This window comes from bacterium (assembly GCA_035307765.1).
Taxonomy (GTDB): domain Bacteria; phylum Sysuimicrobiota; class Sysuimicrobiia; order Sysuimicrobiales; family Segetimicrobiaceae; genus Segetimicrobium.
In genome coordinates this window covers 152441-165797 of record DATGHU010000044.1, presented here as the reverse complement: position 1 = coordinate 165797, position 13357 = coordinate 152441, and the positions used below count along the sequence as shown (strand labels likewise).

Annotated in this window: 13 protein-coding genes and 1 riboswitch; of the genes, 12 read left to right on the top strand and 1 reads right to left on the bottom strand. The window is 70.9% G+C overall.

Features of this window, described 5'->3' with window-relative positions:
• Window positions 1–25: 25 nt before the first annotated feature.
• Window positions 26–166: riboswitch (cyclic di-AMP (ydaO/yuaA leader) on the bottom strand.
• Between the two features lie 136 nt (window positions 167–302).
• The 8 genes from rsmI (at window position 303) to VKV57_15450 (ending at window position 7895) form a co-directional block, all read left to right on the top strand.
• Window positions 303–1184: a 16S rRNA (cytidine(1402)-2'-O)-methyltransferase gene (gene rsmI / locus VKV57_15485; protein ID HLW61305.1), complete on the top strand. Its 882-nt coding sequence runs from the start codon at window positions 303–305 to the stop codon at window positions 1182–1184.
• A gap of 4 nt (window positions 1185–1188) precedes the next feature.
• Window positions 1189–1419 carry a DUF2007 domain-containing protein gene (locus VKV57_15480; protein ID HLW61304.1) on the top strand — a complete coding sequence of 77 codons (231 nt, stop codon included), beginning with the start codon at window positions 1189–1191 and terminating at the stop codon, window positions 1417–1419.
• Window positions 1416–2324, top strand: coding sequence for a dihydrodipicolinate synthase family protein (locus tag VKV57_15475; protein HLW61303.1), 909 nt, complete (start codon window positions 1416–1418; stop codon window positions 2322–2324). Before VKV57_15480 ends, VKV57_15475 begins: the two co-directional genes overlap by 4 nt.
• Window positions 2325–2472: 148 nt before the next feature.
• The gene (locus VKV57_15470; protein ID HLW61302.1) at window positions 2473–3777 is read left to right on the top strand and encodes a homoserine dehydrogenase; all 1305 of its coding nucleotides are present in this window, start codon (window positions 2473–2475) and stop codon (window positions 3775–3777) included.
• Window positions 3767–4861: a threonine synthase gene (thrC, locus tag VKV57_15465; protein HLW61301.1), complete on the top strand. Its 1095-nt coding sequence runs from the start codon at window positions 3767–3769 to the stop codon at window positions 4859–4861. Before VKV57_15470 ends, thrC begins: the two co-directional genes overlap by 11 nt.
• On the top strand, window positions 4858–5760 hold the full coding sequence (gene thrB, locus VKV57_15460) for a homoserine kinase (protein ID HLW61300.1): 903 nt from the start codon (window positions 4858–4860) through the stop codon (window positions 5758–5760). The genes thrC and thrB overlap by 4 nt, the downstream gene beginning before the upstream one ends.
• Window positions 5757–6971: an aspartate kinase gene (locus VKV57_15455; protein HLW61299.1), complete on the top strand. Its 1215-nt coding sequence runs from the start codon at window positions 5757–5759 to the stop codon at window positions 6969–6971. Before thrB ends, VKV57_15455 begins: the two co-directional genes overlap by 4 nt.
• A 117-nt stretch (window positions 6972–7088) precedes the next feature.
• Complete coding sequence (locus VKV57_15450; protein ID HLW61298.1) at window positions 7089–7895, top strand: hypothetical protein; 807 nt, start codon at window positions 7089–7091, stop codon at window positions 7893–7895.
• Between the two features lie 60 nt (window positions 7896–7955).
• Here VKV57_15450 and VKV57_15445 read toward each other — a convergent pair whose 3' ends face one another.
• Entirely contained in the window at window positions 7956–8873 is a 918-nt protein-coding gene (locus VKV57_15445; protein HLW61297.1) for an NAD(P)-dependent oxidoreductase, read from the bottom strand.
• 439 nt (window positions 8874–9312) lie between these two features.
• Here VKV57_15445 and metG point away from each other — a divergent pair, with 439 nt between their 5' ends.
• The 4 genes from metG (at window position 9313) to VKV57_15425 (ending at window position 13324) form a co-directional block, all read left to right on the top strand.
• Window positions 9313–11298: a methionine--tRNA ligase gene (metG, locus tag VKV57_15440; GenBank protein HLW61296.1), complete on the top strand. Its 1986-nt coding sequence runs from the start codon at window positions 9313–9315 to the stop codon at window positions 11296–11298.
• A 92-nt stretch (window positions 11299–11390) separates the two neighbouring features.
• Window positions 11391–11813, top strand: coding sequence for a hypothetical protein (locus VKV57_15435; GenBank protein ID HLW61295.1), 423 nt, complete (start codon window positions 11391–11393; stop codon window positions 11811–11813).
• A 64-nt stretch (window positions 11814–11877) separates the two neighbouring features.
• Window positions 11878–12771 carry an alpha/beta fold hydrolase gene (locus tag VKV57_15430; GenBank protein HLW61294.1) on the top strand — a complete coding sequence of 298 codons (894 nt, stop codon included), beginning with the start codon at window positions 11878–11880 and terminating at the stop codon, window positions 12769–12771.
• A gap of 82 nt (window positions 12772–12853) precedes the next feature.
• Window positions 12854–13324, top strand: a complete 471-nt coding sequence (locus VKV57_15425; GenBank protein HLW61293.1) for a DUF4446 family protein — start codon at window positions 12854–12856, stop codon at window positions 13322–13324.
• Window positions 13325–13357 lie beyond the last annotated feature (33 nt).

Here is a 13357-nt window from a genome sequence, read left to right as displayed (position 1 = left end):
CCTCCGGGCGTGCTCGTTGTCCCGGCCACCCTCCCTCGCCGCCTACGGGGTTAGCTGTCGGGCTCGGGTCGAGAGAGACTCCCCTACTCGCGCCGCGCGCGAGCTGCGCCCCACCATCCGGATCCCCCGCTCCCTGCCCGCGGCAGGGACTCGGCACAACCACACAGGCCTGTTTGATGGTCGTCCGGTTTCCATTATAGTGGTTCCCCCGGGGAAGTCCACTTCAAACGTCTCGAGACGTCGTCGCGCCGCGGACCCGGCGGAGCGCCCCGCGCCGCGGGGCACTCTGGTATAGTGGGGGTGTGACAGCGACCAAAGTCGGAACGCTCTACCTCGTGGCCACCCCGATCGGCAACCTGGAGGACATCACACTGCGCGCGCTGCGCATCCTCCGGGAAGTGGCCCTGATCGCCGCCGAGGACACCCGGCGGACCCGCAAGCTCCTGACGCATCACGGGATCCCCGCCCGAGTGGTGAGCGTCCACGAGCACAACGAGCGCGCGCGCGCGCCGGAGCTGATCGCCCGGCTGCTCGCGGGCGAGTCGATCGCCCTCGTCTCCGACGCCGGGACCCCCGGGCTGAGCGACCCCGGCGTCGACCTGGTGCAGCACGCCGTCGAGGACGGGGTGCCCGTCATCGTGCTGCCGGGCCCCAGCGCCTTCGTCACGGCACTGGTCGCCTCGGGGCTTCCCACCGAGCCGGTGACGTTTCTCGGCTTCCTTCCGCCGGCCGCGTCCGAGCGCCAGCGAGTGCTCGACGCCTTCCGCTCGGTGGCGCACACCCTGGTGATCTACGAAGCTCCCCACCGCTTGATGAAGACGCTGCAGGCGCTCGCCGCGGCGTGGGGTGACCGGAAAATCGCGGTGGCCCGCGAGTTGACCAAGATCCACGAAGAGCTCTTTCGCGGCACGATCGGCGACGCGATTCGGCATTTCACCGAGCACCGGCCCCAAGGAGAGTTCACCCTCGTGCTCGCCGGGGCGGATCTCACGCCGGTCGACCGCGTCATCGCCGATGCCGCCGCTCCCGAGGCGGAGGAGTCGGCGCGATCGATCCTGCGCGACGCGTTGAAGGATGGGATCGCACCATTTGAGGCGGTGCGACGAGCGGCCCAGGCGACGGGGCTGCGTCGGAATCGGGTGTACCGGCTATGGCTGTCGCTGAAGCAGGAAGCGGCGCGGTGACGGGATGAAAAAGGTGCACACGGCGACGACGGAAGTCGAGGCGGTGATGCTCCAAGGCATGCTCGAGGACGCGGGGATCCCCGTCCTGCTGCGGTCGAACCTCATCCCCGGCTACAACCGCCCCGTGGGCGGCGCGTGGGATGGCGACCTCTTCGTCCCGGACGACCGCGCCGCGGAAGCCGCGGACCTCGTCGCCGGATACCTGAAGTCCGTGAAGGAGGAGAGTCCCCAATGACCGCCCCGCCCCTCGCCGGCATCGTCGTTCCGATCCCGACGCTCTTCGACGAGCGGGGGCGCGTGGACGAGGAGGCGAACGCCCGGCACATCGACTGGCTGATCGGACGGGGCGTGCACGGGATCTTCGCGCTCGGGACGACCGGAGAATTCACCTCGCTCTCGCGGGAGGAACGCCACGCGTTCGCCGGGCTGGCCGTGCGCGCCGCCCGGGGACGGGTGCCCGTGCTCGTCGGGATCGGCAGCCCGTGGACCGACGAAGCGATCGCCTACGCGCGTCAGGCCGAGGAGGCCGGCGCCGACGGCGTGGTCTCGGTACTGCCGTACTATTGGCTCCCCTCCGAGCGGTCGATCCACGAGCACTACCGCCTCCTGGCGATGGGCACCGCGCTGCCGGTGTACATCTACAACTTCCCGGCGCTGACGGGACGGAGCATCACCCCCGCTCTCGTCGCCAGGCTCGCCGCCGAGCACCGCAACATCGCGGGGCTCAAGGACACGATCGACAGTGCCGCCCACATCGTGGAGACGATCGCACTGGTCAAGCGCACCCGGCCGGAGTTTTCCGTGCTCGCCGGGATGGACTACCACCTGCTCAACACGCTGCTCTCCGGCGGGGACGGATGCGTCCCGGGATCCGCCAATTACTGGCCGGATCCGTTTGTGCAGATCTATGCGGACGTGCGGGCCGGCCGCCTCGAGGCCGCGGCCGAGCGCCACCGCGCCTCGGCGCCGGTGCGCCGACTGTACACCGCGGACGCGCCGCCGTTTGTGGTGGTGAAAGAGGCGATGGCCGCCGTGGGCCTCAGCCGGCACGCCACGGTCCGCCCACCGGCCCTCGCGTTCACCGACGAAGAACGTCGGGCAATGCGCAGCGACCTCGCCGCCATCGGGGTGACGGCGTGACGCCTCGCCGACGGCCGGCCCGCCGGTCGGGGCCTGCTCCCTCCCTCCCGCCGGCCCTCGAGCGGACGGATCGGCGGGTTTGGGCCGGTGCCCGACAAACGCTGATCGGGGCACCGTAAGCAGCGTGCCCGCTCTGGAAGCGCCCGGGATGCCGCACAAGGTGGTCGACGAACTCCGGATCGGTCTGCTCGGGTGCGGGACCGTCGGCAGCGCGGTGGTGCGCCTCCTCCAGACGAATGGGGAGGAGATCCGCCGGCGCACCGGCGTCGGCCTCCGCCTGGTCCGCGTCGCCACCGCCCATCCGGGGCGGCCGCGGGAGATCCGCTTCGATCCGGGGGTGCTGGCCGCCGACGCCGGCGCGGTGATCGCCGACGCCGGCGTGGACGTGATCGTGGAGGTGATCGGCGGCATCGAGCCGGCCCGCGCGCTGCTGCTCGACGCGCTCGGACGGGGCAAGAGCGTGGTCACCGCCAACAAGCAGCTGATGGCCCAGCACGGGCCGGAGCTGTTCGTGGAGGCGGAGCGGGCGGGGGTGGACCTCCGGTTCGAAGCCAGCGTCGGCGGAGGCCTGCCGTTGATTCAACCGCTCCGGGAGTCGCTCGCCGCCAACCGGTTCCGCGAGGTCGTCGGGATTCTGAACGGTACGACCAACTACATCCTGACGAAGATGGCGCAGGAACGGTGGGAGTTTGCGCGCGCGCTCGCGGAAGCTCAGCGCCTGGGCTTCGCGGAGGCCGACCCCACCGCGGACATCGAAGGGCACGACGCCGCGGCCAAGCTCGCTATCCTGGCGACGATCGCCTTCGGGACGCCGGTCAGGGCCGATGACGTCTATCGCGAAGGCATCGCGCGGATCTCCCCGCAGGACATCCAGTTCGCCGAGGAGTTGGGGTTCACCGTCAAGCTCTTGGCGATTACGCGCGAGGAGGAGGGGCGGATCGAAGCGCACGTGCACCCGGCGTTCCTTCCCCTCGCCCATCCGCTCGCGGCGATCGGCAACGAGCTCAACGCCGTCTTCGTCCGCGGGGACGCGGTCGGCGAGGTCATGTTCGTGGGGCGCGGGGCGGGGGGTGCGCCGACGGCGAGCGCGGTCGTCGCCGACCTGATCGACATCGCGCGGAACCGCCGCGCGGCGGCCCACGGGCGGGTCGGGTTCCGACCGATGTCCCCCCGCCCGCTCCGGCCGATGGAGGAGACGACCTCGCCGTACTACCTGCTGATGCAGGTCACCGACCGCCCGGGCGTCTTCGCCCGGATCGCGGCGGTGTTCGGCGAGGAGGGGGTCAGCCTCGACTCCGTCGTGCAAAAGAGCCGGGGGGAGACCGCGGACATCGTGCTGGTCACGCACACGACGCGCGAACAGCAGATGCGGCGCGTGCTGAGCCGGGTGGAAAGCCTCGACGTCGTGGGAACGGTGCGCAACGTCATCCGGGTGGTCGACGGTGAGGAGTGACGCCGGGGGCGCGCTGCGCACCTGGCGCGGGGTGATCGAGGAGTACCGCCCCTACCTGCCGGTCACCCCGAGCACACCGCTCGTGACGCTGCTGGAAGGCGCCACCCCGCTGCTGCGCGCCTCGCGTCTCATGCGCCACCTGCCCGGGATCGAGGTGTACATCAAATACGAGGGGCAGAATCCGACCGGTTCGTTCAAGGATCGGGGCATGACCCTCGCGATGTCGAAGGCGCTGGAGGACGGAAGCCGGGCGGTCGTCTGCGCCAGCACGGGGAACACGGCGGCCGCGGCCGCGGCCTACGCGTCCCGGGCCGGCCTTCCCTGCTTTGTGGTGGTCCCGGCGGGCGGGGTCGCGGTGGGCAAGCTCGTGCAGGCGATGGCCCACGGGGCGCGCGTCGTCCCGGTGGAAGGCTCGTTCGACGAAGCGCTCCGAATCGTCCGCGAGACGGCCCCGCGGTTTCGCCTGACGCTGGTGAATTCCGTGAACCCGTACCGGATCGAGGGACAGAAGACCGGTGCGTTCGAGATCTGCGACGCGTTGGGGCGCTCGCCGGACGTGCTCGCCATCCCCGTCGGCAACGCGGGCAACATCACCGCCTACTGGCGCGGGTTTGTCCAATACCACCGCGACGGCCGGATCGCCGCCCTCCCGAAGATGTGGGGCTTCCAGGCTGCGGGGGCCGCGCCCTTCGTCCTCGGCCACCCGGTGGAGCGCCCCGAGACGATCGCCTCGGCGATCCGGATCGGCCGGCCGGCCTCCTGGGAGGGCGCGGTGACGGCGGCGCGAGAGTCGGGCGGGGGGTTCGAGGCGGTCACCGACGAGGAGCTGCTCGCCGCGCGGCGGCTGCTGGCCGTCGAGGAGGGGGTCTTCATCGAGCCCTCCTCCGCCGCGCCCGTCGCCGGGCTCCTCAAACGGGCGCGCGAGGGGCGGCTGCCGCCGGGCCTGCTCATCGCCTGCGTGGTGACCGGCCACGGGCTCAAGGACCCGGAGTCGGTGCTCCGCACCGAACGGCGGCCCGAGGCCGTCCCGGCGACGCCGGAGGCGCTCGAGCGGATCGTGGACGAGATGATGGCGGTCCGATGATCACGGTTCGGGTCCCCGCCACGTCCGCCAACCTGGGACCGGGGTTCGATGCCCTAGGGCTGGCCCTGCGCCTGCACAACGACCTCACGCTTCAGCCGGCGGAGAGGCCGGAGATCGACATCGACGGCGAAGGAGCCAGATCGCTGCCGCGCGATCCGACGCACCTCGCCTACCGAGCGGTGATGGCGGTCGTGGCGCGGGTGGAGGGCGAGGACGCGGCCGCCTCTCGGGCCTTCCGGCTCCACCAGCACAACCGCATCCCGCTCTCGCGCGGCCTGGGAAGCAGCGCCGCGGCGATCATCGGCGGGGCGGTCGCGGCCAACACGTTCTTGGGCGGCCCGCTCGACCAGCGGGCCCTGATCGACTTGGCCACGGAGATCGAAGGGCACCCCGACAATGTCGCCCCCGCCCTGCTCGGCGGGCTCGTCGTCTGCGCCCGGACCCCCACCGGGGTCCGTTGGATGCGTCTGGCGCCCCCCACCCTGCGGGTCGTGCTGGCGGTGCCGGACTACCACGTGTCGACGGACGAAGCGCGGCGCCGGCTTCCCGCCCGCGTCCCCTTCCCCGATGCCGTCTTCAACGTCACCCGGGCCGCGTTGCTGGTCGCGGCGCTGATTGGGGGGCGTCCGGATCTGCTCGATGAAGCGACCCAGGACCGGCTGCACCAGCCGTACCGGGAACAGCTCGTGCCCGGGCTGACCGAGGTGTTTGCGGCCGCGCGGCGCGCCGGCGCCCACGGGGTGGCGCTCAGCGGCTCCGGCCCTGCCGTGCTCGCGTTCGGGGACGCCCCCGCGATCGGCCCGGCCATGGCGCAGGCGTTCGAGGCCGCGGGCGCGGCGTGCCGCATCCTGCACGCGGAGTTCGACGGCGAGGGCGCGGTGGCGGAGGGCGGCCCGTGAGCCTGATCGTTCAGAAGTTCGGCGGCAGCTCGGTCGCGGGGCCCGAACGCATCACGCGCGTCGCCGGGCGGATCGTGGCCACCCACCGAGCCGGCCATCGCGTCGTCGTCGTGGTCTCCGCGCCCGGCGACACCACGGACGATCTGCTGGGGATGGCCAGACAGGTCACCGACCACCCGCCGGCCCGGGAGCTCGACATGCTGCTGGCAACCGGCGAACAGATCTCGATCGCCCTTCTGGCGATGGCGATCCACGCCCAGGGCGCGGATGCCATCTCGCTCACCGGCGGACAGGCCCAGATCCGGACGGAGCGCGTCCACACCCGCGCCCGGATCCTCGGCGTCGACCGCACGCGGATCGATCGCGAACTCGCCGCCGGCCGGATCGTCATCGTCGCCGGGTTCCAGGGGATCACCGACGAAGAGGAGATCACCACGCTCGGCCGGGGGGGCTCGGATACCACGGCGGTGGCGCTGGCGTCGGCGCTCGGCGCGGACCTGTGCCAGATCTGCACGGACGTGGAGGGGGTATTCACCGCGGATCCCCGCCTCGTCCCCGAGGCCCACAAGCTTCCCGAGATCTCCTACGACGAATTGCTGGAGATGGCGAGCTCGGGGGCGCTGGTCGTCCAGACGCGCGCGGCGGAACTCGCCAAGCAGATGCAGGTGCCCCTCGAGGTGCGCAGCAGCTTCGTGGACCGGGGGGGGACGATGGTGACGGATCGCGCGTTCGAGCGGCGGAGAGTCGTGACGGGGGTGACCCACGACGCCAACGTCGCCAAGATCACGGCCACCGGGGTGGGCGACCGGCCGGGGACGGCCCACATTCTCTTCCGCGCCGTCGCCGAGCGCCACGTGAACGTGAACATGATCATCCAGAGCGTGCCGCGTCGGGAGCGCGCGGACATCTCCTTCACCGTGGCGAAGCCCGACATGACGGCGGCGGTCGAAGCCGCCCGCGCCGTCGCCGGGGAGATCGGCGCGGAGGAGATCCTGTCGGATGACCGCGTGGCGATGATCAGCATCGTCGGGGCGGGAATGATCAGCAACCCCGGCGTCGCGGCACGGATGTTCGCGGCGCTCGCGCGGGGCGGGATCAACATCGAGTTGATCGCCACCTCGGAGATCAAAGTCTCCTGTGTGATCCCCGCGGGACAGGTGGCTGCCGCCGTGCGCGCGCTGCACACGGAGTTCGAACTGGACCGCGAATAGCCGTCCGGCAAGGCCGCCGCCCCCGCCGGCGGGGTCCCCCGCCCGGCCCGACGAACGCTTCGCGCGAGCCGGGTGAGGTCCGCTTCTCCCCTCTGGGAGGGCATACAGGGGGGTAGAATGGCGGCGACGTGCGCGAAGAGCCTGCTCTGCATCCTGGTCCTGCTGCTGACGCTCCCGGCGGCCGCGGGCACCGACCCCACTGAATACCAGTTCCTCTGGAGCGACGGGGCATACCTCCACCGCGTCGCCCTCAACGGCGCCACGGTCGCCAGCGGGGCCGCGATTTCGATCAGCCTCCCCCTGTACATCAGCAAGTACCTCGTCGACGGTCACAACGAGCTTGAGGTGGAGTATACCAGCGATTCCCGGGTCGGCTTGACGGTGGCGGTCGAAACCCGCGCCAAAGAACCTCGAAGGGTGGAGGTCGCCAGGTTCCACAGCCCGCCGGGAGAATCGCGGGGTGCCAGCGTCGTGAAAACCCTGGCCTTCACGGTCCACGTCCACCCCCAACCGCCCCTGCACCTGACCGACGCGGACCGCGAGGCGATCCTGGCGGTGCTGCAATCCTACTACGCCACGCTGGTCCGCCGGGACGGGGCCGGGCTGGGCAAGCTCTACGCGAAGGCGATGGAAGAGGATGCGCCGATCTACCCCGAGGGGATCGGCGTCTTCCAGTGGGTGCTCGGTGACTCGCAGCGGATGCTCGCCGCCCCACAGTTCCACATGAAGCCCTTCCAGCGGACCGGCCTGCTCTTCTCCATCGCCGGCCAGGTGGTTGTGGTCACGAAGCCGGACGGGACGCCGGTCGTGGAAAGCGACGCGGGTGAGCCGGGCGACGGGGCCCAGGCGGGCTTCAATCCGGAGAGCGTGGCGTTCGAGAAGTACGACGGGCGCTGGTATCTGGCGCTGCCGTTCGGATTCTAACCGCCTCCGGGCTGACGGGCCCTATCGCGAGGACCCGAGGGAGCGGCGCCGGGGGGAGACTCACCCTGCCCCGTCTCGCGGCCGGTCCGTGCCCACCCCGCTCCACCGCTCCAGCAGGCACACCAGGGCGGTATGGTCCTGCTCCGCCATCCCCTCTTGCGCGGCGAGCAGCCAGGCCTGCCGCAGCATCGACCCCAGCAGCATCGGCACGCCCAGCTCGCCGGCGAGCTCAAGACAGATCGTGAGATCCTTCAGGTACTGCGCCACGGTGAACCCGGAGGTGAACTGGCGCGGCAGCATGTAGCGCAGCACCTTCGTCTCGGTCGTGTAGCTGCGCCCCGTCGATCGGTTCACCGCGGCCATGACCCGGTCCAGCGAGAGGCCGGCCTTCGCCGCCAGCGCCGCGCCCTCCGCGACGCTCCACACGGTCGTCGCGGAGAGGAAGTTGTTGATCGTCTTCGCCGTGTCCCCGTCCCCCGGGGCGTCGCCGACGTGCACGAGGTCGCGGCCGAGACACTCCAGGATGGGGCGGCAGGCTTCCAGCAGGTCCGCCGGCCCGCCGACCATGATGCAGAGCGTCCCCTCGACGGCGCCGCGGACGCCCCCCGACACCGGCGCATCGAGCAGTCGGATCCCCTGGGGGTCGAGGACGGCCGCGAGACGGCGAGTGACGCCTGGGCTCGACGAGGTCATCTCGATGAGCGTCTGCCCGGACCGCAGGCCCGCGAGAAGCCCCCGCGCTCCATACGCGACGCCCTCCACGGCGCGGCCGTCCGGCAGCATCGTGATCACCACATCGGCCCCGGCGGCGGCCGTGGCGGGGCTGTCCGACGCCGCGGCCCCCGACCGGCATACCTCCGCCACCGCGTCGCGGCGGAGGTCGTGAACGGTGACCGCGAATCCCGCGGCGAGCAGGCGGCGCACCATCGGTCCCCCCATCTTGCCCACGCCGATGAATCCGATCCGTGGCAGTCCCATCGATCAGTCCCCTCCCGCCCGGGTGCGACGACAACGCGCCGCCGACGACCTTTGCCCAGGGCGGGTATTGGACCAGCGACCTTGACATTCCCCCGCGCGCACCGTAGCATGATGAGAAATGCGATGATGGAGCGGGAGTAAGCTCGACCGCCGACCGGACCCCGCGCAACGTGGGGGAGCGAGCCGGGAGGGTGCAAGCCGGCGGAGGCGACGAGCGGAACATGGCTCCGGAGCGGCGCGCCGAATCGTCGACCGTGGTGCGGCCGGCGGAGTAGGCGGCGACGCGCGGCCGGCGTGACAGGCCGAGGTCCCGGGCGGCAAGCCTGATGGCCCAGGACCGGTGAGGCCCGCATCGTGTGTGGGCGCACGTGGGTGGTACCACGGAGGCGGCTGCCTCCCGTCCCTAGGACGGGGGGCGGTTTTGTTTGAGGAGACGGCGATGGAGCCCTTCTACGTCACGACGCCCATCTACTACGTCAACGATGTGCCGCACATCGGGCACACCTACACCACGATGGCGGCGGACACGATCGCCCGCTGGAAGCGCCTATGCGGGGCGGAGGTCTTCTTCCTCACCGGCACCGATGAGCACGGGGTCAACATCGAGCGCCGGGCGCGCGAGGCCGGCATGTCCGCGCAGGCGTGGTGTGATCTGATCGCCCCAAAGTGGCAGGCGCTGTGGAAACGCCTCGGGATCTCGAACGACGATTTCATCCGGACGACCGAGCCCCGCCACGTCCGCGTGGCCCAGCATCTATTTCAGCGCGCCTACGAGCGGGGGGCGATCTACAAGGGGACCTACGAGGGATGGTACTGCCCGTCGTGCGAGGCCTATTACGCCGAAGGCGAACTGCTCGAGGGAAAGACGTGTCCCATTCACAAGCGCGGCGTGGAGTGGGCCGCCGAGGAAAATTACGTGTTCCGGCTGAGCCAGTACCAGGACTGGATCCTCCGCAAGATCGAGGGCGACCCGCAGTTCATCCAACCCGAGACCCAGCGGAATGAGATGCTGAGCTTCGTGCGCGGCGGCCTCCGCGACCTCGCGGTCAGCCGCCTCTCGGTCAAGTGGGGGATCCCGGTGCCGTTTGATCCGGCGCAGACGATCTACGTGTGGGTCGAGGCCCTCATCAACTACGTGACCGCGATCGGCTACCTGGACCACCCGGAGCGGTACCAGCGGTTCTGGCCCCAGGCGCACCACCTGATCGGTCGGGACATCAACCGGTTTCACTCGGTCATCTGGCCGTGCTTCCTCGAGGCGGTGGGGTTGCCGTCCCCCAAGCAGGTGTGGGTGCACGGCTTCTGGACGGTGGGGGGCGAGAAGATGAGCAAGACGCGCGGCAACTTCATCGATCCGATCGCGGAGATCACAAGCCTCGCCGCCACGAGCGGGGCGGAGTGGGAGGTGGCGGCGGACGCCTTCCGGTATACCCTGCTGCGCGAAGTCCCCTTCGGACAGGACGGGGACTACTCGCACGCCGCGCTCGTCCACCGGTTCAACGCCGACCTGGCGAACGACTTCGGGAATCTGCTCAACCGGACGCTGCCGCTGGTCGACCGCCACTTCGGCGGGCGGATTCCCGCCCCCGGGGCGCCGCAGGGACCGGACGGAGCGCTCCACGCGGCGGCAGCGGCGGTGCCGGACGCGGCGGATGCGCGGATCGGCACGTTCGATTTCACGCGGGGGTTGGCGGAGATCTGGCGGTTCCTGGGGGTCGCCAACAAGTACATCGACGAAGCGGCCCCGTGGACGGCGCTCAAGGAGGGGAACTCCGCCCGCGCCGGGGCGATCGTGTACAACACCCTCGAAGCGCTCCGGATCGCGACGATCCTGCTCACCCCGGTGTTCCCCACGGCGGCACAACGGGTGTGGGGGCAACTCGGGATCGCGGCTCCGCTGTCCGCGCAGCGGTTCGCCGACGCCCGCGTGTGGGGCGGGCTTCCCGCGGGGGCGGGCATCCGGCTCGGCGCCCCGCTCTTCCCGAGGATCGAGACCCGCCCGGCGCCGCCCCCTCGACGCGCCGGTGCCGGGCGAACGCCGTCGGCCCGTGCGGCGGATGGGGCCGGCCCGAGTTCCAGCGACAAAGGAGGCGGTGCGATGAGCGAGATTACGATCGACGACTTCAACAAGGTCGATCTCCGGGTGGCCGAGGTGCTCGAGGCGAAGCGGGTGGCCGGCGCGGACAAGCTCCTGGAGCTTCGCATCAAGATCGGGGAGTCGACCCGCACGCTCGTCGCGGGGATCGCCCAGCAATACGCACCCGAGTCCCTAATCGGCCGGAAGATCGTCGTGGTCGCGAACCTCCAGCCGCGCCGCCTCCGCGGCGTCGAGTCGCAGGGGATGCTGCTCGCCGCCAACGACGGGACGCGGGCGGTCCTACTCGCGCCCGATTCGGACGTGCCGAGCGGGGTGCGCGTCTCGTAAGGATCTCGCCGTGATTGAGCGGGGTGGCAGGAGGGAATAGTAGGCAGGGAGAGAGAACGATGCCCACTGCAGGCAGGAAAGGGGGAGGTTTGATGCGCGCCGATCGCATGTTTAGTGTTGTCCTTGCATGCGTCCTCGCCGTCGGCCCCGTCGCCGCCGGTCTCCGGCCGGCGATGGCCGAGGTGAACGATATCTCCGTCGGAGGGGTGTGGGCCTTCAAGATCACGCACGATGCCGCGGGGTACTCCGCGGGGGATCGGGTGGTGGAGGTCACGAAGCGGATCACCGAGGTGCTGAGCACGCCGAAGTTCCGCACGGGCGGCGCGGTCGTCGCCGTCCATCCGCTGGGCAACGCCGCGGAGATCCTCGTCGGCGACCGGCTCGTCATCACCGTGGTCCCCGATGACGCGGCGGGGACGGGCGTCACCACGCTGGAGCTGGCGCACCAGTGGGCCCAGCGTCTGGCCCAGGGATTGAGCAAGGCGCTCCCCGACGCCAACTTCCACATGTTCTAGCACCGCCAGAGGACGGGCCCGGGGACGGCACGGCGGTCCCCGGGCCTTTCCCGTTGGAACGGGCATGCTCGAGATCCGCAACGAGACGTTTGGGGGAACGTTCCCGTTCGCGCCGCGCTACTTGACGGTCGACGGCGTCCGCCTGCACTTCCTGGATGAGGGCGCCGGCGAGCCGGTCGTCCTGCTGCACGGGGATCCCACCTGGGGGTATCTGTACCGGACCTTCGTTCCGGCCTTGGCGCGCCGCCGGCGGTGCATCGTGCCGGATCACATGGGGATGGGCAAATCCGAGGCGCCCGCGCATCCCGACCCGTACCGGCTGGGCCACCACATCGCCAACCTCGAAGCGCTGGTGCTGGCGCTGGACGTGCGCGCCGCCACCTTGGTCGTCCACGATTGGGGGGGGCCGGTCGGCTTGGGCGTCGCGGTCCGCCATCCCGACCGCATCAAACGGCTCGTCCTGATGAACACCTGGGCGTCCGCGCCGTGGCCCGGTGCGCCGTTCCCCCGGCTGATCGAGCTCATCCGCTCCGCGCGCGGCGAGCGGTTCGTGCTCGAGCGGAACGGCTACCTGGATCCGGCGCTCCTCGGCACGACCGCTCATCCGGAGCGCTTCACGCCGACCGTGATGCAGGCCTACCGCGCCCCGTTCCCCACCCCCGCGTCCCGCCGCGCGCTGCTCTGCTGGTCGCGCGACATCCCCGTCTCCGACGCCGACCCTTCGTATCCCGAGATGAAACGGATCGAGGAGCGCCTGACGCTGTTCGCGTCCACCCCCACCCTCCTGGTATGGGGGATGCGGGATCCGGTACTCCCGCCCCAGGTCCTGCGCTCGTGGCAGGCCCGCCTCCCCCACGCCGTCACGCGTGAGATCGAGGAGGCCAGCCATTTCCTGCAGGAAGACGCGCCCGAGCAGGTCCTGAACGCCCTGGAGGAGTTTCTCGCGGCAACCGGGTGATGCGCCCCGGCGCCTTCCTCCGGCGGAGGGAACGCTCGCCCCCGCAAAGAATCAGGGTCCGACAACTTCGGAGGACGTCCCGGTGTTCACTGCGCTCAACGATGTTCAAGCGTGGCTGATCGTGATCATCGCGCTCGCCGCGCTTGGCGTCCTGGTGGCGCTCGTGACCCTCGTCCGGGCCCTCCGCTCCCGGGGCACGCAGCCGGGCGGACCGCTGACGGCGGAGGAATCGCTCCGCCGGGAAGTGTCCGCGATCAACGCGCGGCTGACCATCCTCGAGGAGAGCATCGGGCGGGTCGCCGATGCCCTCCCCCGCACGGTGCAGGGGGTGGGGATCGTCCGCTACAATCCCTTCGCCGAGATGGGGAGCAATATGAGCTTCAGCCTCGCTCTGCTCGACGGACGCGCCAACGGCGTGGTCGTGAGCGTGCTGACCGGCCGCGACGGCTCGCGGGTCTACGGCAAGGCGGTGGAGGCGGGAGCCTCGAGCTATCCGCTCTCCGAGGAAGAACGGCAGGCGTTGGCGCTCGCCCGCGGGGGGACCCGCGCCTAACCCGGACCCACCGGCACGGCCTCCGGCCTTTGG

What these genes read in the sequence shown, in the direction of transcription:
- VKV57_15480 (HLW61304.1), top strand. Translation starts at nt 1,189, where the DNA reads ATGAAAAAGGTGCACACGGCGACGACGGAAGTCGAGGCGGTGATGCTC.
- VKV57_15475 (HLW61303.1), top strand. Translation starts at nt 1,416, where the DNA reads ATGACCGCCCCGCCCCTCGCCGGCATCGTCGTTCCGATCCCGACGCTC.
- VKV57_15470 (HLW61302.1), top strand. Translation starts at nt 2,473, where the DNA reads ATGCCGCACAAGGTGGTCGACGAACTCCGGATCGGTCTGCTCGGGTGC.
- thrB (HLW61300.1), top strand. Translation starts at nt 4,858, where the DNA reads ATGATCACGGTTCGGGTCCCCGCCACGTCCGCCAACCTGGGACCGGGG.
- VKV57_15450 (HLW61298.1), top strand. Translation starts at nt 7,089, where the DNA reads ATGGCGGCGACGTGCGCGAAGAGCCTGCTCTGCATCCTGGTCCTGCTG.
- VKV57_15445 (HLW61297.1), bottom strand. Translation starts at nt 8,873, where the DNA reads ATGGGACTGCCACGGATCGGATTCATCGGCGTGGGCAAGATGGGGGGA.
- metG (HLW61296.1), top strand. Translation starts at nt 9,313, where the DNA reads ATGGAGCCCTTCTACGTCACGACGCCCATCTACTACGTCAACGATGTG.
- VKV57_15435 (HLW61295.1), top strand. Translation starts at nt 11,391, where the DNA reads ATGCGCGCCGATCGCATGTTTAGTGTTGTCCTTGCATGCGTCCTCGCC.
- VKV57_15430 (HLW61294.1), top strand. Translation starts at nt 11,878, where the DNA reads ATGCTCGAGATCCGCAACGAGACGTTTGGGGGAACGTTCCCGTTCGCG.